A 21,292-nucleotide genomic window follows, 5' to 3' on the forward strand; every position below is an offset into this window, starting at 1 on the left:
AAATAATCTGCTTTTGACAATAGTTCTTTAGTGTTATTTAAGTAACGCTTTTAGCAAATATAAAGAAATAATTTTAACATTACAATAGATTTTCTTCATCCACAACAGATTAAGATTCCAGATCTATTTATAGACTCTGCAAGCATAACAACAACAGTCTGTTATCGTTTATAAATACATCATTAAAATCTTACTGTTACTTATTCAAGATCAATCTGTTAAATTAATTCTTCTTGACTCTTTTTTGGCGGTAACGATCGATCGGATAAAGAATAAGATGATTCAGGAGGAATGAAAGAGCAATTGTTGCGATAGCAACACCCCATCCTTCATAAGCCGACTGAAGCTTGAAAATATAATTAAGAAGCAATATAACTAAGCCATGAGATATATAAATAGGATATGACAACTCCCCTATCTTAGAGTCCAGTTTAGACTGCTTACACAAAGCGAAAAGGAACGGAACTGAACATGCAAATACTATCAGATAAATATAATCGGTAAAATCACCGAGATACGTTCTGAGAAATACACAAAATAAAATCAGCAGAATATCCAAGCAAAGTACAGCCTGTAATTTTCGTAGAGAAAAAGATTTATGTTTTATTCTATTATATACCCGATAAGCGATCATCCCCAATATAAACAAATGTAATTCCGAGAAGAAAAACCTATATGTCCACGGATCATTATTATACCCTGTTACAGCTAACAGAACTTTACACGCAACAGAAGCAGTTCCGATAAGAATAAGCCAGCGTGTATTTTTGCGCGCAAAAAAAGGAACAATTAAATAAAATGTCAATTCCAAACCAATAGTCCAAGCCTGAGGCACCAACAAAAATGAATGCAAACGAGGTGAAGTCTCCACAAAATTATCTGTAAAAAAGAAGTTTCCGGAAGTTAGATTCACCCCCATAAACATAATCCAATCCTGAAAAAAGACAATTATATTACTTATAACCAGAAATAGAAAAGAAAAAACACTGATTTTCGACCAATACAGTTTATAAGATTGCAATACCCCCCAAAACCTCCAATTTGTATCAAAAGCAATATACAAGCTAAAAAGAATAACCAATAAGGCAACAACCCAATATATAGGGTATAACTTTAGCATACGATTAGTTATAAACACTTTATACATTTTCAGCCCGACATATTTTTCGGTCAGGATAAGAGCCATATAAAACCCGGAGAATATATAAAAAAGCTCAACAGCAAGCTTTCCTCCAACCATCTGCATATATTGTTCGTGTCCGGTATGAGCAAAGACAACCGCTATAGCAAGTAAAAAACGTATAATTCCCATTAAAGGTAAAAGAGTTATAACAAAAAATCAGGACAAATATACGAATATCTATCCTGATTACATATGCTATTTATATTGTTCGGAAGTTACAAATATACGAATTTGAATTTTCACTCCGACGTCGTTATTATGTCAACCGAAGCAAAAGATATTGTCCTCCCAACAGAATAAGCAATGCTACAACCACAGCCAGAGCAGGCTTAATAATCTTAAACTTTTCGTTTGATTTTTTTTCGGGAGGAAGGGTTACTGTATTTACTGCTTCTTCGAAATCTCGCTCAAGCTCGTATCCGCATCCCGAGCAAAATTTTGCATTACTTGTGTTTTCTGTTTCACATCTTTGGCAAATGTTTCTTTTCATAAGTTCATAAGTTTGTGTTTAATAAAATGGTTGCTATAAGTAAAAGGAAGTATTTACAAATATACTTTCAGAGCGTAAAAACTCCGGTATTTCACTTAGCTAAGCAACAAATAGGTCTGAGACCTTACAATAAACAAATATAGGGTTAAAAACGATGTTTAACCCTATATTTTCTTCATATTTTTTTTATTATTCGTACTCGTTCCAAGGCTTGATCTCAAGCTGATCCACATCAAGCGTACAGAATGCCTGTATAAATGCCGATGCTAATCGAGAGTTAGTCACCAACGGAATATTATAATCGATTGCTGCACGACGAATTTTATAACCGTTATCAAGCTCATTGCTGGTAAAGTCTTTTGGGATATTTACCACCAAGTCGATTTTCTTATCTTGTATCATTTCCAAAGCGCTTGGTTTTCTGTCTTTTTCGTCATTCGGCCAATACACCTGAGTAGCAGGCACGCCGTTATCAGTCAGAAAACGCTGTGAACCTCCTGTCGCATAGATCTCATACCCTTTCTGATGAAGCAGGCGGGCAGCTTGCAGCAATTCTACTTTCGATTTGGCAGGACCAGTCGAGAACAATACAGTTTTCTTTGGAATGCGATATCCTACCGAAAGCATCGATTTAAGCATGGCATCGTAGAAATTATCTCCAATACATCCTACCTCACCCGTTGAAGCCATATCTACACCCAGCACAGGGTCAGCTTTTTGCAAACGAGAGAATGAGAACTGAGATGCTTTTATACCTACATAATCCAAGTCGAATGCGTTTTTATTAGGCTGTTTCACTTCTTTACCAAGCATTACTTGAGTAGCCAACTCGATAAAGTTGATCTTCAACACTTTGGAAACGAATGGGAATGAACGTGATGCACGCAAGTTACATTCTATCACCTTGATTTCATTATCACGGGCAAGGAACTGAATATTGAATGGTCCTGATATTTCGAGAGCCTTGGCAATCTTACGTGCTATCTTTTTCACACGTCTCACCGTTTCCACATATAAACGTTGAGCAGGAAACTGTATTGTTGCATCACCGGAGTGAACACCTGCAAACTCTACGTGCTCGGATATTGCGTACATTACTATCTCTCCATTTTGAGCGACAGCATCTACTTCTATTTCTTTAGCATTTTCGAGGAATTGAGATACTACCACCGGATGCTTTTTCGATACTTCGGCAGCCAATCCCAAAAAGTTTTCCAACTCCTTATCGTTCGAGCAGACATTCATAGCTGCCCCTGAAAGAACATAAGACGGACGTATCAGCACCGGATAACCGACTTCGGCTACAAACCCTTTAATATCTTCAAGCGAAGTAAGTTCCTGCCAACGTGGCTGATCCACTCCGATCTTATCCATCAGGCTCGAAAACTTGTGACGGTCTTCTGCATTATCTATACTCTTAGCAGTCGTTCCCAAAATATTAACTTTAGCGTCATCCAAACGGATTGCCAAGTTATTGGGAATCTGACCTCCTACTGAAAGAATTACCCCGTGAGGATTTTCGAGTTCAATGATGTCCATCACACGCTCGTATGTCAACTCATCAAAGTACAGCCGATCACACATATCATAGTCTGTCGATACCGTTTCGGGATTATAGTTAATCATCACCGAACGATACCCTTCTTTACGAATAGAATTCAAAGCATTTACCGAACACCAGTCAAACTCTACAGATGATCCGATGCGGTATGCTCCTGATCCGAGAACGATTACCGAACGATGGTCTCCCAGATATTTTACATCATTGGCACTGCCGTTATATGTAAGATACAGGTAGTTTGTCTGCGCAGGATATTCTGCCGCAAGTGTGTCTATCTGTTTCACTACCGGAACGATTCCGTTTTGTTTACGAATCGAGCGTACTTCTTTCGCCACACTGTCTATCAATGTAGGTTCTTTGCAAACGGTTTTGGCTATCTGAAAGTCAGAAAAACCTTGTTGTTTTGCAGTACGAAGAGTTTCGATAGGCAACGATTTGATATCATCGTACTTTTTCAACTCTTCCGATTTGCGGAAAATATAGTGAAGTTTCTGCAAGAACCAACGGTCTATTTTGGTCAGCTCATGTATTTGTTCTATATCATATCCTTTTTCGAATGCCTGATAAATACAGAAGATACGTTTGTCTGTCGGATTTTTCAGAGCATTATCCAAATCATCTACATCCGGAAATTTGTTTGCTGTAAATCCGTGCATACCAATATTCAGCATACGAAGTCCTTTCTGTATCGCTTCTTCGAAACTACGGCCGATAGCCATAATTTCTCCAACCGATTTCATGCTTGACCCGATTTCTTTTGATACTCCGTGGAATTTACCTAAATCCCAACGAGGAATCTTAACAACTATATAATCCAGAGCCGGTTCGAAAAATGCGCTTGTTGATTTTGTTACCGAATTTTTCAGATCGAATAGACCATAACCTAAACCAAGTTTAGCGGCAACAAAAGCCAACGGATAACCTGTAGCTTTAGATGCCAATGCCGATGAACGACTCAAACGGGCATTTACTTCTATCACACGGTAATCTTCCGATTCGGGGTCGAACGCATACTGTACGTTACACTCTCCTACTATACCGATATGACGAACAATACGGATAGCAATTTCACGTAGTTTATGATATTCTGAGTTTGTCAGCGTTTGAGATGGAGCAACCACAATACTCTCTCCGGTGTGGATTCCGAGCGGATCGAAATTCTCCATGTTACAAACAGTCATACAGTTGTCAAAACGGTCACGTACGACTTCATACTCAACCTCTTTCCAACCTTTCAGCGATTTTTCGACTAACAACTGAGGAGAGAAGGCCAATGCTTTTTCAGCCAGAGCACGAAGTTCTTTTTCATTATCACAGAATCCTGAGCCTAACCCACCTAAAGCATAAGCGGCACGTACAATAATGGGATATCCTAATTCCGCGGCCGCTCTTACTGCTCCTTCGATTGTATCTACGGCTTCGCTTTTGATTGTTTTCACATCGATCTGATCGAGTTTTTTAACAAACAACTCGCGGTCTTCAGTATCCATTATCGCTTGCACGGGAGTACCTAATACTTTCAGATTGTATTTCTCGAGAATTCCCTGTTCAAATAGTTGAACACCACAGTTCAAAGCAGTTTGTCCACCGAAAGCAAGAAGTATTCCTTCCGGTTTTTCCTTCTTGATCACCTTCTCTACAAAGTATGGAGTAATCGGCAGGAAATATATTTTATCGGCACTACCTTCGGATGTCTGTACCGTTGCGATATTCGGATTGATAAGTACAGTTTCTATACCTTCTTCTTTCAAAGCTTTGAGAGCCTGAGATCCCGAATAGTCGAATTCTCCGGCCTCTCCGATTTTCAGAGCTCCCGAACCCAGTACCAGTACTTTTTTTATATTATTGTCCATCTTTATTTTATGTAAATAACAGGTTTAATTATAAAAGGTCTGTAACCTTAAAGTTTTTCGAAAAACATATCGAATAAGAAATCTGTATCAGTAGGTCCACTGGCAGCTTCGGGGTGAAACTGTGCGGAAAAGAACGGTTTGGTTTTATGCTTGATACCTTCGTTAGTTCCATCATTCAGATTGATGAACAATGGTTCCCAGTCAGCACCCAATGATGAATTTGATACTGCAAAGCCGTGATTTTGAGATGTAATAAAGCAACGTGTAGAATTTACCATCTTCACCGGCTGATTGTGACTACGATGACCGTATTTCAGCTTATATATCGTAGCTCCTCCTGCTTTCGATAATAATTGGTTACCCATACATATACCACAGATAGGTTTATCGCCTTGCATAGCTGTACGAATATTTTGCACGGTTGCCTCGCAAAAGTCGGGGTTACCGGGTCCATTCGAGATAAATAGTCCGTCCCATTCCAATTGGTTGAAGTCATAATCCCAAGGAACACGTATCAATGTGATATCCCGCTTAAGCAGACATCTTATTATATTGTGTTTTACACCACAGTCAACAAGCACTACCTTTTTCTTGCCCGATCCGTATGTGATTACTTCTTTGCAACTGGCCAATGCCACCTGATTTTCTATATTAGGATCGAGAAATTCAATTTCGTTTTCGTCTTTGAATACGATCTTCCCTTTCATCGAACCTTTTTCACGAAGCAGCTTCGTCAACTCACGGGTATCTATACCATAAATGCCCGGTACATTGTTTTCTTTAAGCCATTCACCTAAGCTTTTCTTAGCATTCCAGTGAGAGTACTCGTGTGAATAATCGGAAATGATCAATCCATTAACCTGAATTCGTTCCGACTCATAAAAGTTAGAAATGCCATCGGTAAAAGTATTATCGGGAACACCGTAATTACCAACAAGCGGAAAAGTAACAACTAATATCTGACCAAGGTACGAAGGGTCTGTCAAACTCTCGGGATATCCGACCATAGCTGTACTGAACACCACTTCTCCGGCTGATGCGCTTTCTGCACCAAACGACCGCCCTTCGAAGATAGTTCCGTCATCAAGAATCAATCGAACAGGTTTGTCTATCTGCATTTTGCAAAAGAATTATTAATAGGTAAATAAATAATTTCGAGTTCACGGATAGGTAAAAAAAAGGAACACGATAGTGATACCTGTTCCTTTTTTACCTGTATGTTATATTTGGATTTGTCTGTCATCAATATAATAGTTTCAAACACATTATGAGTATCTGAGTTACAAAGATAGGAACTATTATTGAGAATAAAAAGTTATTTCCGAAGTAAAAATTCATACATTTTGATAAGTTTACTCAAATTATACCGTCCATCTTTTTTCTGATTTCAACAAATAGATTATTTGCCCTTTTATTATATATCCAAAACAGAATAAACCGACCATTTTAAGACAAAAAAAAGATATAACAAGCAAAATTACTTAAATATATCGACAACAATGCCACTTAAAACAGCCATACAGGCAGTCATAACAAAGATAAATTTTAGAGTTTTTTTGATACCTATAATTATGTTACCTTAAAATCAAGATTTTGTTTCTTTTTAGATAATTACCCCCCATTAATCCTTGCTTTACGCTTATAATTCTATCTATCTGTAATATCTTTTATGTCAAATAAGAGCATTTTATATGTCAAGATGAGTTATTTTTAACTGATTTTACTTTCTTATTTTACATAAAAACATAATTTTAACTTAAAAAAATACTTTATCAGTAAAATAAGTGTATATATTTGTGATATTCTAAAAAAGTAGAGTAGAATAAACATTTTATCAACTTGAGTTTAATTAAAGTAGTATTTATGAGAAAATTATTGATGATTTTGACTTGTATCGTAGCAAGTATTGGGTTGTCTCTAGCTCAAACTACACGCGTTTCCGGAAAAGTAGTGGATGACACCGGAGAGGGAGTGATAGGAGCTTCAGTAGTAGTAAAAGGAACTACAGTCGGCACCGTGACCGATGTAGATGGAAAATTCTCTATGAATATTCCTTCCGATAAAAAGACGCTGGTCATATCTCTATTAGGAATGAAGACTAAAGAGGTAGCGGCAGGAGCAAGCTTGAATATTTTGCTCGAAGATGACTCCCGGGTGATGGACGAAGTCGTTGTCACAGCCTTGGGCATCAGTAAGGAGAAAAAAGCTCTTGGTTATGCTGTTGCAGATGTCAGCGGTGAAGAACTGAGCAAAACCAGAGGCGGTTTAACGAACCCTATTAATGCCTTGGCCGGAAAGGTTGCAGGTTTGCAGATCAATGGAGCTTCAGGCAACATGGGAGGCTCTTCGAAAGTTCTTCTTCGTGGAGTTAAATCGTTGACCGGAAATAACCAGCCTTTGTTTGTAATTGATGGTGTGCCGGTGGAAGGGCAAGACTACAACTCTACAGACACTCAGCGTGGAGCCGGAGGCTATGACTATGGTAACCTTATTCAGGATATCAACCCTGATGACGTTGCCGATATTTCTGTATTGAAAGGTCCAAATGCCTCAGCTCTTTACGGATCTAGAGCTGCCAATGGTGTAATCATGATTACAACTAAAAAAGGAACAAAAGGAGCAGGATTAGGAATTTCTGTTAATTCATCAGTTGGATTCGAAGTTGTGAACAAGTTTCCAAACTTACAAAGAGAATACGGTGGTGGATCCGCATTAACCAAACAAGCTATCAACGGAAAAGAATATTTGATATTAGACTATGATTTGGACGAAAGTTGGGGTCCTAAATACGATCCAAGCACCCAATATGTGTCTTGGTACGATTTAGCAAAATGGGAAGCTGGCGGTAAAGTAGGCGATCCTACAACATCAGCATGGGTTGCGCCTAAGCACGATGCTAAAGATTTTTTCGAAACAGGAACTTCTTTTACCAACAATATTAGTTTGTCTAAAGCAACAGACGTATCCAGTGTACGTGTTTCATATACAAATATGAGTGTAAATGGATATATACCGAACAGTAAACTTGATAAAAACAGTTTTAATGTAGCAGGTAGTATCAAGGATAATAAATATTATGAATTGTTTACAAATGTAACCTTTCTGAATCAGGCTGCTACAGGACGTCCAGAAACTGGTTACGGAGACAATAACGTAATGGTGAAATTTGTACAATGGGGACAACGCCAATTGGACATGAAGCAACTGAAAGATCTTTACATTATGCCCGATGGTACTCAGGCCGGATGGAACCGTGTAGCATGGAATGACCCAACTATGGCTTATTCAAATAACCCTTATTGGTCTCGATACAAAAACTACCAAAACGATACACGCGACCGTTTATACGGAAACGTTGGTATCAAGGTAAATATTCTTCCAAACCTGAAGGCACAGTACAAAGCCAACTTAGACTATTACAGCGATAAACAATACGAACGTAATGCTGTAGGATCGCAGGAAGAATCGAAATATTCAGAAATAGCCAGACAACAACACGAATTGAATCATGAGTTTTTGCTCATGTATAATGGTCGCTTTAACGATAAAATTACTTTAGATGCAAATGCCGGAGGAAATATCATGTATCGCAGATATGAATATGTGATGGGTGAGTCGGTAGGCGGATTGGTTTTGCCTGATTTTTACAATTTGAGCAACTCTGTAAGTACACCTAAAGCATCTAATAAATTGACTAAAAAGTCTATCAACAGTTTATTTGCCAGTGCAACACTTGGGTATAGCGGTATGGCATATCTTGACGTATCGTTACGTAACGACTGGTCTTCGACTTTACCTAAAGGAAACAATTCATTCCTTTATCCTTCTGTAACAGGTAGCTTCCTTATTTCGGAAGTTCTGAAAAAAGATTGGTTAGATTTGGCGAAAGTACGCTTAGGCTGGGCAAAAGTAGGTAATGATACGGATCCATATAATATTAATGATATATATTCATTCTATGCATCATTTAATGACCTGCCTGCTTATGTAACTTCTACAACAAAACGTAATTCGGGTCTGAAACCAGAACAAACTTATTCTTACGAATTTGGGTTAGAAGGTGCATTCTTCAAAAATCGTTTAGGTTTTGATTTCTCTCTTTATTCTTCAGAAACCAAAGACAATATCGTTCCTCTGTCTTTATCAGGAGCAACCGGCTATACTGCATACTATCTGAATGCAGCAACTATCCAGAATAAAGGGTTCGAATTAATGGTACATGGTACACCTATACAAACAAAAGATTTTGAATGGACTGTTACCGGAACTGTTTCCGGAAATAAAAATAAGGTAAAAGAAATCTTAGGTGATTCAGAAAATGGATATTTAAGATTGACCAATGCACCTTTCAAAGTTGAAATCGGAGCCCGTGCAGGTGAAGAATACGGTGTAATTATGGGTACTGATTATGTATATGACGATAATGGTAATAAAGTTGTAACATCTACAGGTGTATACGCATCTACCGACAGTAACGTGCCATTAGGCAGTGCATATCCTAAAACATTGTGGGGATTGAACAACTCATTCCGTTATAAAAACCTATCATTAAGTGTTTTATTCAATGCTCAATTCGGAGGTAAATATTTCTCAACATCTAATATGTGGGGTATTTACTCGGGTATGTTGCAAGAAACAGTAGGTCTTAATGAACTTGGAAATCCTAAACGTGATGCAATTGCAGACGGTGGAGGAATTTTACTGGAAGGAGTGAAAGCAGACGGAACTCCCAATACTACCAGAATTTCGGCTACAAGATGGGCTTCATCTGTATATAGCGGACCTGCAGCTCAGAATGTATTCAAAAGTGATTTCATCAAGCTAAGAGAAATAACTTTAAGCTATGATGTGCCTTTGACTTCTACCAAATGGGTGAAGGGGCTGAAAATATCGGCATACGGACGTAACTTGGCTATGTTTGGATTGGATAATAAAAACTTCGATCCGGAAATGGCGACAACCAGCTCAGGAAATATACAAGGGGTTGAAGGTGGCGCATTACCTTCGACAGCTAGTTTTGGATTTAATGTCGGAGTACAGTTTTAAATCTGATAAAATATTGTAAGTGGACGGTATATACCTCTTGAATAAAGAATTGGACATTTCCGTCTACAGTATAAATACGATGTTTATAAAAAAAGAAAGATTCATATGAAAAAAATAATAAAAGGCTTACTCTTTGCATCTCTTCTTATATCTACTACTTCTTGTAAAGATTTAGAAGAAATAAATGTAGATCCTAACAACCCCACAGAGGTGTCGACTCCTGCCATTTTGCTGGGTGCAGAGAAAAAAATAATGGACTATATGTATGATAACTGGTTTAGCGGTCGTCAGAATTTGGTATATGCTCAATATTGGGCTCAACGTAACTATACGGAAGAAGATCGTTATCAGATAAGAGAATCGGTAAATAACAGTTATTTCAATTACTTCTACACAGCTGCATCCAATCTAGCTAAAATCGAAAAGATGAACTCGGATGAGGCAACTAAAGGAACAGCCGCGGTTTACGGAGACAACAATAACCAGATCGCAACTGCTAAAATATTGAAAATATGGCTGATGCAGGTATTGGCTGATACTTGGGGTGGAATTCCTTATAGCGAGGCCTTTAAGTTGACTGACGGAACTTTTTATCCTAAATACGATGATTTGGATCAATTATATGCATCGCTTATCTCGGAATTGGATGAGGCTATTGCTTTGATAGACGTGAATGAAGACGGCTTTACTACTGGAGATAACATCTATGACGGAGATCCTGTTTTGTGGAAAAAGTTTGCTAATTCTTTAAAATGTCGTCTTGCCATACGCCTATCAAAGGTAGATTCGAACTGGAAAAAATATATTGCGGAAGCCCTAGAATCGGGAGTTTTCACCAGCAATGATGATAATGCTCTATTTGAATATTCGACTACAGCTCCAAACCAATCTTATTTTTACAGAGGATTTTTTGTTGATGCTCGTAACGACTTTTCAATCTCTAAACCTTTTACTGATTTATTAAAAGGTCAGGCTGATACTCTAAATGCAAAATCTCACCCATGGAAAGGGGTTGTCGACCCTCGTTTGCCTATTTATACTTCAGCTAATGATGCCGGTGAATATATCGGGGTACCTTATGGAGTAGAAAGTAACGATTTGTCGAGTGTTGCACCCGGAATTGATTACGCACCAGACTTCTCCAAGGGCAAACCATTGGTTGTACAAGCTAACTTCTCAGTGCCATTGCTTACCTATGCCGAAATATGCTTTATCTTATCTGAATACAACGGATTTTCAGCAGATGAATACAAGAAAGGGATAGAAGCCTCCATTGACTTCTGGAGTGATATGAATGTTGCAGTAAAAGGAGGAAAAGCTGTATCTGATGCAGATAAGGCAACTTATATTGCAGCTGTTAGCAGTAAAGTTAATGCTGAAACTGTAGCTACACAAAAGTACATTCATTTATATATGGATGGAACCGAAGCTTGGGCTGAATACAGACGTACAGGCTACCCTTTAACGTTGCTTAAACCTGACGAACATTCAACTGTAGCTTATCTCTATGACGACAAAGGAAATATAACAGGTACCACAATACTGGATTTTACAACATTATCGGAAACAAAAGGCGATTTACCCGCCCGTATTAAATATCCGACTAATGAAAGTACCCTGAATCCTACAGGTTTCAAGGATGCTGTTGCTAAACTGACAGATGGTACTAACAATTACTATAGCAAAATGTTTTGGGATGTAAGGACCACATCAAATCCTCATCCTGTAAATAAATAGTTCTTGATTTTACTCAATTTTTTGGAAAGAGCGGGCCGTTGATGGTTCGCTCTTTTATTTTTAAACACTACTCTTTCAGAAAAAAGTACTAATTTTAAAGAATTAAGTAACAGAAAATATTTAATGACGTATTTAAAAGCGATAATCAGCTCCTGCTGCTATGCTTGCAAAGTCTATAAATAGGTCTGCGACCTTAAAGGTTTGTAAATTCAATACAGTTTATGACAGAAAAAGAAAAGATGCAGGCTGGAATGCTATATTATGTTTTTGATGAGCAACTTACCAAGGAAAGAGAAGATGCGAAAATGAAAACATATGAATACAATCTGACCAGACCGACAGAACTCAACAAGAGGAAAGAAATACTTAAAACATTGCTTGGATCGATGGGTGAACAGATACATATCGAACCATCTTTCAAATGCGATTATGGATACAATATACATGTAGGCGAAAATTTTTATGCAAATTTCGATTGTGTCATGCTCGATGTATGCCCGATAGAGATCGGAGACAATTGTCTGATTGCCCCCGGTGTGCATATATATACAGCAGAACATCCGCTGGAGGTAAATTCACGTATTGCCGGGGATGAATTCGGGAGACCGGTTAAGATTGGAAATAATGTCTGGATCGGAGGACGTTCGGTGATAAATCCCGGTGTCACCATCGGCGATAATGTAGTGATAGCCTCAGGGTCAGTTGTTGTTAAAGATGTACCGGACAACGCTGTGGTAGGCGGCGTACCCGCCAAACTGATAAGAATGTGTCCAAATAAGGATTCGTTAGCTTAAAAAAATCCTATATGTATGAAATATCTATTGCAACAGATTATATTATTCTTCACATTGATGTTTTTGGTATCATGCGGCAACTCGGTGTCGGGTATTTCTAATGACGATTTTCAAATAAGCCTCATCGAAAGAGATAAGCTCAATTTCATAAACTTTCAATGTATTGCTCCCGCAGATAAGTATGACAATATAATATGGGAGTTTCCATCTGGAAAATTAATATCAGGATATTCTGCTATAACAGCATATTTCCCATATAAGGGTGAGTATGCCGTAAAAGTAAAAGTTTCCAAAGGTTTAACCTCTTCGGAATTTACAAAAACAGTTTTTGTCAGACGTGACGACCCCTATGTTGCAAAAGGAGAAAAGCTAGTTTGGCATGATGAGTTTGACGACTCTGTTCTCGATCCTGCTTTCTGGAATATCCGTTCTACTCATTTTCAGGATAACAGATGGAGCGATTCGGATGGAAAACAAAATATAAATATAACAGATGGCATCCTGAAAATTTTCACATGCAAAGATGGAGAAGATCAAAAAGTAGGACATTATACATCTGTAAGCCTCAATACACAGAAATTAAAAGAGTTTACATATGGGCGTATTGAGTTCAGGGCGAAGTTGCCGGCTAATAAAAATATACGGCCTACCCTGTCGATGCTGGGCAATGATATAGACGACTCGGGATGGCCTGCATGCGGCGAAATGAGTATAACAAACCGTGTTACAATAGATCCGAAAGTTATCTATTCTGCCGTTCATACCTTTTCTAATTACGAATACACTCAACATGCCGATTCAGTTGGTCTGAACACATACGACACCGAATTTCATGTGTACGGGATACGTTGGACTCCCGATAAAATTGATTTTTATGCAGATGACCCATCATCCGTATATTACACATACGAGCCATCGGAACGTAATATTAAAACATGGCCATTCAGCAAACCATTTTTCTTGTCTCTTGGTCTGACACTAGGTGGCGACCGCATAGGCAGACAAGGAGTAGACAACAGTCCCTCTCAGCGAGACTTGTATATAGATTATATACGTGTGTATCAGAATCAGTAGTCTATTTTAATGAATTATTGTATGTTAAAAAATAATTCCTATATTTGCCTTCATAAATAGTACACCAATGTCTAAAATTTTCACATATAAAAAGATCGAATCCTGTCTGAATTTTAACGATTCAGGTTTGGCTACGTCGTGTGAAATATTAGAGAGAGAGAGAGAGAGAGAGAGAGAGAGAGAGAGAGACGCTGTCCGTGCGTAACTAATCAAATTTTTAATATAAAAAAATATCTATTGTGTCAAAATGACGCGATAGTCTTTTTTGTATATACACCTCTAGTAATATATATCAATTTCCAAGTAAACCGGCAGGACTGGCAATGTATTGCAGTCTTGTTGTTTTTTTGTTGTCGTTCTGAATCTGCTTTACAAAGATTCCTGTCCGGTAGCTGTACTTGGCATGCAGTAAAGTGCAGTGAATGCACTTTACTGTCTTTTTCGATACTGCAAGGAATAGTAAAAAACATAAACAACAATCAAGTCATAGACTTGATAAACAACATTCAAACAAATGATAATGAAGAAAAAAATTCTTTTACTGATGGGTATCTTCTCATTAGGCATTCTTCGTGCGCAAGTAGGTATCAACACACAAAGTCCGATAGGAATATTCCATATAGATCCGAAGGGAGATACCAACATATCTGGTTCGGTTGGTGCGGGCGATGATGTAATAATTGACAAGCTCGGTAATATCGGAGCAGGGGCATTGCCTCGTTCCGACGTAAAGGTTAACTTGACAGATGGAGGGACGTCTGCTAATGTAAAATCTGTATTTCAGTTACAGGATGGAAATGAAGGCATAGGTAAAGTTCTTATTTCCGATGCCTCCGGCAACGCAACATGGAAAGAATATATTGACTTTGGACTGACTATAGGGAAATTTGGAGCAGGAGTATACTTTTGTGTAGATGCTGGAGTTACTAATGCAACCTATGGAATAGTTCCCCGTTCCAATAATAATGGGGTAAAGACTACTGGAGAAATAACTCTGGGCAAAGGGCTCTGGTGGGTAAGATGCAGTATGTATATAGCGGCTGCGGCAAGTGTTGATGCCAGTAAGCAAGTCTGGGTAAGGACTACGTTGGCAGATGATTCGTCATTCTCAACATCAGTGACTATGAGCAACCAGATGACTAAAGATCTGCTCTCTAATCATAGCCTTGCTTCCTCCATGATTTGGTGTAGCGGATCAGGAGGAGTGGTACAAGGGTCGTTTATTGTGGATAATAGGTCTATGGCAGGAACTTCTAAAAAGTATTATCTTTTAGTCGGCTGGATTGACGATTTTAATACTCCCGCAGCTGCTGCTGTTACTATCTTCCGTTCGGGGCTTGCTTCTTCGGGCGAAAATTCATTATTTGCTTATCGAATAGAAGAATAAAATCATGAAAACGAATCAATTATATAAGCTTTTTGCGCTCTGTTTATCTCTGATTATGACTAATGGTATTTTTGGACAAGGAGTAGGAATAAACCTGTTAAAAGGGCAAACAGGATCTGTATTTCAGATAGATGCTGCGGGAGACAACTCGTCATCCATAACTGCAGCCGAGGCATTGAATGATGTTGTAATAATGAATACCGGCAGAGTTGGGATTGGAACAGCCTCCCCTACCAATCAGTTGCACATTAAAACCGCATCAGTACAAGGAGCACTAAGAATTAGTGACGGTGCAGAAAAAGCCGGTCGGGTTCTATACTCTTTATTAGACGGTAGTGGTCTTTGGTCTCCGTACGGTTCATATACGCTTGTAGAAATACCTTTAGGTGCTAATCAAACATTTGCCTTATCGCAGGTTAATGGAGTGTTTAAATATTCTGGAACATCTTTTCAGTTAGATCCGGGTATCTGGATGATAGACCTTCAATTATTAGTTTATCATGATACCGGATCGGGCTCTACGAATAGCACAAACTATAATGACCGTGCCTGGTTTAAATTCGGCATATCCGATACCAGCACTTCGTGGGGTTCATCAGCCGATCATATTTCAGGAACGGCAACTCTTATATGTGATTTTTTATATAAAGTAGGAGCGTCATATAATATGATACCGGGTGTATTTTTTCTGAATAACCAAACAAGTGCAAAAAAAACGTATTATCTCTGGTTTGGAGGAGGATCCGTTAATTCAGGAACAATCCCAGCGACAGAGAAATTTGTTTTAGCTACCGCCGCGAATGAATCTATTATAACAGCAACATACTTAGGTAACAGCTATCATAACTAATGCTAATCTTATGAAAATTATTAAATATATAATACTTTGCTTGTTGATCCAGATGGCGACAGTTTCATTACAAGCTCAAATCGGAATCAATACAGAACTCCCTCAGGCGTTGTTTCATGTAGATGCAAAATCGAATAATAATCTCACAGGTGCACCCACAGCCACACAGGTGTTGGATGATGTAGTTGTAACATCAGATGGAAATATAGGTGTGGGAACTATCGTTCCTAAGCGGAAATTACATATAGTGACAGGTGGAACAGCTACCTCTCCTCAAATCGGATTGCGGATAGAAGACGGTAACCAGGCTCTCAACAAAGTACTGACATCAGATGCAAATGGTGTAGCCAAATGGCAGACGGCTCCCACTCCTGCAGCTTTGCTTGCATACAGAAACCCTTCTGCTCCGAATATTCCGACCAATGTGTCGACATTTTATAATACAGGCAGCTACATAGACCTGCCTCCGGGACGCTGGTTCGTAACGGTAAATACTCTTGTATATGCAGGAACGTCTGCGGCAACATCGGTACATGATAGAGTCTTTTGCCATGCTTCTTTTACAGAAACATCAACAATGAGTACAACTTTAACTGCGGCTAATATATCAGCAGATGTGAAAGATAAAAAGCAGATTGCAAAAATGTTGATCAAGAGATCATACAATGTGCTGATAGGCAGTTTTATTATAATAAACTCAACAGAGTCAACTACCAAACGTTATTATTATATGTTTGGCAGTATAGTTCAGATGGGAACAAGTCTAGGATCAGGAAATTTTTCGAAAGTGGCTGGTACAGCTAATGCTGAAAATACGATGGTCGGGATTCAGATTCAATAAGAAAACGAAGAAATACAAAAAGACTTCCGGCAGGTTTGCCGGAAGTCTTCTCTTTTTATCTTAAAACCTTAAATAACTATTAAAATACCTAACCTATATTCTATCCTTCAAAAAATTCTATCTTCTGTCTGAACGGGAAGAACCCGAACGGGAACTTTCAGCAGAAGATCTCGAGTTATTCGATGTACGATCACCCGAACGGGAAGATGTTTGAGTGTAATAAGAACCTGATGATTGTCCTGATCTGGACGAACGGCTATCGCTCTTTGAGCTCTCTCTCGTACCCGACGAACGTTTATTCTCATTTCTGTTACGATCAGATTTTTTATCATCATTTCTATTATTATCTACCCGATTAGTCCGTCCATTGGTATATCTCGAATCGTCCCTCTTATTATCATGACGAGAGTTATTATCATGACGCCCGCTTGAGTAGCGGCCATTGTCCGAACGTCCTCTGTCATATCGGTTATCGTGGCGATTATCATGACGATCATTGCTCCGGCGATCATACCAGATTACATCATTGTTGCGGCTGTTACGATATCTGACATCACGACTATATCGAATGACCGGCTGAGTACGGTAACCTCTGTAACGGGCATATTCGCGACGATGGCGATTGTTATACATCCAAGGATCGTGACCAACCAGTACAACTTTATACATTGTATAGAAATCGTAATTTCTATAAGCATAAGGAAGGTAACGTACCCCGACCCACCGTCCGGCATTCATATAGAAAAATAATCCCTGATTAACACTGTAATAACAGTCTATATCAGGCATATAATAATAATCTACATAATCATAGCCGACAGGCCCCCAAGCAGGCTGGCTTCCTATATTAATATTTACACTTACACGTTGTGCCTGCATTGTATATGCTGAGCAAGTAAGAATCAATGCGAATGTGAGTATAAGTTTTTTCATAATCATTCGTTTTTTAATTATTAGAAAATAAGTTTGCTCGTTGTTTTTTATGCCGTTCTATACTTACTAGACGTAAGGATAATGAAAAAGATTAATGAAAGAACCATGGATTAACTAGATTTAACGAATAACACATACATCACACAAACAACTACGCGTTAAAACAACGCCTCACATACAATAAGATAGGTTGACATCAAGTCTATAATAAGCGGAAACAGAAGCTTTTCCTCTAATGATAATTTAAGAAATTACAAAATCGAAAGCCTCAATACTCTATTACGGAAAGCCTAACATATCATTTATATTTTCTATCACCGAACATCCGATTTTTCGAAATAAGGCTTTATCTTTGTGTTGATTTTGTTATAAGGTTTATTACACACAATAATCGAACATCTTGAGGTTATTAAAATCAAATATAGCAAGAAAGAATGTCGCTTTATCACTGATTGTACTCGTTTTGAGTACTTGGCTGATAAAGCCTGTTCACGTTGCATTTGCTCATCACGATGATCACGGATGTTATACAGGAACTTCGCAAAGTTCAAACCTGTCGCATAAAGACTGTGACATTTGTCAATTTGTATTCTCAAGTTATATTCCTCAACAAAGCGGAGACTTCAAACCGTTTGTACACCGTCCATACACTATTCTGGGCGAAAACAGAGAGGTATATCATACAATAAATTTAATAAGATTCTTCTCTTTGAGGGCTCCTCCTGCAGTAGCTTAAACATCGTTGAAAATCACCTAATTTAAGTAGCTTAAGTTACCATCTCTCTCTTGAAGAGGTAGGGTTATGTTCTGTCCGATATTATAGAATACGGGCGAAGCAGAACCCCATCCCTACAAGACAGATTGAAGCCTGTAACCTGCTACACATCAATAAACATATAACATATTAATGAAAACAATATACATCATCATATTATGTCTGTTGTCGGCAATGTATGCCTCAGCAGTACCGAGTCAACCAGCCGACGGAAAAACTCTGGAAGGAACTATCACCGATAAAATAAGCGGCGAAACACTGATCGGAGTCAACATATATTTACCCGAACTGAAAAAAGGAGCATCATCCGACAATAACGGAGATTACAAACTCACTAATCTGCCCGCCATACGAACTACGATACAAGTGTCGTATATCGGACACCAAACAATTATACAAACAGTAGACCTAAGTTCAACAGGTAAACTCGATTTTGTCTTGGACGAATCAAATGCGCGAATCAACGAGGTTGTGGTGACAGCCCTTACCGGAAATTCGCTGATAGAACGTACTCCGGCTCCTATATCCCTTGTTCCGCGGGAGGATCTGCTCCAGACTTCGTCTACCAATATAATCGATGCTATAGCCAAGCAGCCGGGAATCTCACAAGTTACTACCGGTAGCGGTATTTCGAAACCCGTAATCAGAGGATTGGGATACAACCGTGTTGTAGTCGTAAATGACGGAGTACGTCAGGAAGGTCAGCAATGGGGAGACGAACATGGGATAGAGGTTGACGGACAAGCCGTAAACTCTGTCGAAATACTTAAAGGCCCAGCCAGCCTTATGTACGGATCGGATGCAATGGCGGGAGTTATCAAATTCAACCCTGCCCCTGTCCTACCCGAGGGCAAAATAGAGACAAACCTGATCTCGGAATACCAGACCAATAACGGACTGTTCAATTATTCAGTCAATACAGCAGGTAACAAAAAAGGATTTATCTGGGACTGGCGATTCAGTCAAAAACTCGCTCACTCTTACAAAAACAAATATGACGGGTATGTGTATAACTCCGGATTCAGGGAAGACGCCATCAGCGGACTGTTGGGTATCAACCGTGGATGGGGATATTCTCACCTTACTCTGAGTTACTATCATCTTGCTCCGGGTATAGTTGAGGGTGAACGTGACGAAGAAACCGGAAAATTCATAAAACCGGTGGTTACAGACGGAAAAGCCGATGAAGCCATTGCTACAAATGACGACAACAAATCATACCACTACGGAATGCCTTATCAGCAGATTAAACATTACAAAGTGGTATGGGACAATAATATTATTCTGGGAGGCGGTAACCTGAAAACAATTATAGGATACCAACAGAACCGTCGTCAGGAATTTGAAGAGGTATTGAATCCGAAAGAATATTCTCTTTACTTCCAACTGCATACCATTAATTATGATATACGTTACAATCTGCCCGAAATCAACGGATATAAAATTGTTACGGGAGTAAACGGCATGTACCAGAAATCGCTGAACAAAGGCACTGAATACCTCATACCCGAATACAACATGTTCGACGCCGGAGTATTCGCCATTGCAAGCCGTAATTTCGGCAGACTCGATATCAGCGGAGGTATACGTTTCGACCACCGCCACCTGCATAGCAAATCGTTATTTCTGACTGAAGAAGAAATGCACCACGATCATGGAGACGAAGATCACGACCACGATCACGGAGACCATGACCATGGAGATGAGTTGATCGAATATTTCCCCGACTTTTCACGCAACTACAGTGCATTGACCGGAAGTATCGGGCTTACCTACCAAATAGGAGACGGATGGGCTACCAAACTAAACCTGTCTCGCGGATACCGTGCGCCTAATATCAGTGAACTTGCATCACAAGGATCACACGAAGGATCGGCACGTTATGAAATAGGCAATCTCAATCTGAAATCAGAAAACAGCTGGCAGATAGATTGGGGATTGAGTTATTCATCACCTATGATATCCGGAGAATTATCTCTGTTTGCCAACCGTATCAACAATTATATCTATTCGCACAAATTACTGGACGAAGACGGCAGCGATCTCATCACTGACGGACACCGGACTTATCAGTTTACTTCCGGCGATGCACGTTTGCTGGGTGGAGAAGTAAGCATTGATTTCCATCCAATTGAACGCCTGCACTTCATGAATACATTTTCGTATGTAAGCTCGGTGCAGTTGAATCAACCCGATTCGACAAAATACCTGCCGTTTACACCTGCTCCGAAATGGACTTCGGATATCCGTTTCGATTTGATCCGCCACGGAAAAACGCTCAACAATACTTATATATCTTTCGGATTGGAACATTACTGGAAGCAGGATAAATACTACTCGGCATTCGGAACCGAAACCGCAACCCCTTCATATACACTCTTAAATGCAGGCATCGGGACAGACTTTGTTCACAAAGGACGCACATGGGCATCTTTATACCTGATGGCAAACAACCTTACCGACAAGGCTTACCAAAATCACCTGAGCCGATTGAAATATACCGATATCAATCCGGTAACCGGACGTCAAGGAGTATATAATATGGGACGAAACTTCGGTATAAAACTATTGATACCTTTAAGTTTTTGATAAAGGTCGCAGAGATATTTTATTCCTTTAGCAAGTATGACAGTCATAGACTGCTATAGATAAGAAACTCATCATCAGATAAAAAAACAGGGATTTTCTAATTCGGAAGATCTCTGTTTTTTTTATCTAAAATCGAAATTAAATCTACAATAAACATCACCGATCTGCCCTTAATCCCG

General features: G+C 39.0%; 14 protein-coding genes. 9 read left to right on the plus strand and 5 right to left on the minus strand.

All coding sequences use genetic code 11. The features are described from left to right. Nucleotides 1–223 precede the first annotated feature (223 nt). The 4 genes from AABJ51_RS07665 to carA all read right to left on the minus strand — a co-directional run bounded on the left by AABJ51_RS07665 (nt 224) and on the right by carA (nt 6,205). Nucleotides 224–1,312 (minus strand): acyltransferase family protein, encoded by a 1,089-nt coding sequence (locus AABJ51_RS07665; RefSeq protein WP_338375267.1) that lies wholly within the window; start codon nt 1,310–1,312, stop codon nt 224–226. Between the two features lie 127 nt (nt 1,313–1,439). Further along, a complete protein-coding gene (locus AABJ51_RS07670) occupies nt 1,440–1,673 on the minus strand; it encodes a zinc-ribbon domain-containing protein (protein ID WP_026627808.1) in 234 nt (77 codons plus the stop codon). A 189-nt stretch (nt 1,674–1,862) separates the two neighbouring features. Further along, nucleotides 1,863–5,087, minus strand: coding sequence for a carbamoyl-phosphate synthase (glutamine-hydrolyzing) large subunit (carB, locus tag AABJ51_RS07675; RefSeq protein WP_338375272.1), 3,225 nt, complete (start codon nt 5,085–5,087; stop codon nt 1,863–1,865). A gap of 47 nt (nt 5,088–5,134) precedes the next feature. After that, the gene (gene carA, locus AABJ51_RS07680) at nt 5,135–6,205 is read right to left on the minus strand and encodes a glutamine-hydrolyzing carbamoyl-phosphate synthase small subunit (protein WP_026627810.1); all 1,071 of its coding nucleotides are present in this window, start codon (nt 6,203–6,205) and stop codon (nt 5,135–5,137) included. Between the two features lie 745 nt (nt 6,206–6,950). On the opposite strand from carA, the gene AABJ51_RS07685 reads away from it, so the two are divergent. From AABJ51_RS07685 to AABJ51_RS07715, 7 genes are all read left to right on the plus strand, one after another. Next, nucleotides 6,951–10,133 (plus strand): SusC/RagA family TonB-linked outer membrane protein, encoded by a 3,183-nt coding sequence (locus AABJ51_RS07685; protein WP_035332286.1) that lies wholly within the window; start codon nt 6,951–6,953, stop codon nt 10,131–10,133. A 105-nt stretch (nt 10,134–10,238) separates the two neighbouring features. After that, nucleotides 10,239–11,870, plus strand: a complete 1,632-nt coding sequence (locus AABJ51_RS07690; protein WP_338375275.1) for a SusD/RagB family nutrient-binding outer membrane lipoprotein — start codon at nt 10,239–10,241, stop codon at nt 11,868–11,870. Nucleotides 11,871–12,091: 221 nt separating this feature from the next. Next, complete coding sequence (locus tag AABJ51_RS07695) at nt 12,092–12,664, plus strand: sugar O-acetyltransferase (protein ID WP_338375277.1); 573 nt, start codon at nt 12,092–12,094, stop codon at nt 12,662–12,664. 15 nt (nt 12,665–12,679) lie between these two features. After that, complete coding sequence (locus AABJ51_RS07700; protein WP_338375279.1) at nt 12,680–13,738, plus strand: glycoside hydrolase family 16 protein; 1,059 nt, start codon at nt 12,680–12,682, stop codon at nt 13,736–13,738. Between the two features lie 520 nt (nt 13,739–14,258). Further along, entirely contained in the window at nt 14,259–15,125 is an 867-nt protein-coding gene (locus tag AABJ51_RS07705) for a hypothetical protein (protein ID WP_338375281.1), read from the plus strand. Nucleotides 15,126–15,129: 4 nt separating this feature from the next. Next, nucleotides 15,130–15,975 (plus strand): hypothetical protein, encoded by an 846-nt coding sequence (locus AABJ51_RS07710; protein WP_338375283.1) that lies wholly within the window; start codon nt 15,130–15,132, stop codon nt 15,973–15,975. Between the two features lie 10 nt (nt 15,976–15,985). Continuing rightward, nucleotides 15,986–16,816, plus strand: coding sequence for a hypothetical protein (locus AABJ51_RS07715; RefSeq protein WP_338375285.1), 831 nt, complete (start codon nt 15,986–15,988; stop codon nt 16,814–16,816). A 117-nt stretch (nt 16,817–16,933) separates the two neighbouring features. On the opposite strand, the gene AABJ51_RS07720 is transcribed toward AABJ51_RS07715, so the two are convergent. Next, nucleotides 16,934–17,749, minus strand: coding sequence for a hypothetical protein (locus AABJ51_RS07720; protein ID WP_338375286.1), 816 nt, complete (start codon nt 17,747–17,749; stop codon nt 16,934–16,936). A 400-nt stretch (nt 17,750–18,149) separates the two neighbouring features. On the opposite strand from AABJ51_RS07720, the gene AABJ51_RS07725 reads away from it, so the two are divergent. Together AABJ51_RS07725 and AABJ51_RS07730 are read left to right on the plus strand one after the other, a co-directional pair. After that, entirely contained in the window at nt 18,150–18,485 is a 336-nt protein-coding gene (locus tag AABJ51_RS07725; protein ID WP_134436479.1) for a hypothetical protein, read from the plus strand. Between the two features lie 171 nt (nt 18,486–18,656). Next, nucleotides 18,657–21,113 (plus strand): TonB-dependent receptor, encoded by a 2,457-nt coding sequence (locus AABJ51_RS07730; RefSeq protein WP_338375294.1) that lies wholly within the window; start codon nt 18,657–18,659, stop codon nt 21,111–21,113. The last annotated feature ends 179 nt before the right edge of the window (nt 21,114–21,292 follow it).

It is taken from the genome of Indolivaga capnocytophagoides, from assembly GCF_036511535.1.
GTDB classification, from domain to species: Bacteria; Bacteroidota; Bacteroidia; order Bacteroidales; family Dysgonomonadaceae; genus Dysgonomonas_A; species Dysgonomonas_A capnocytophagoides.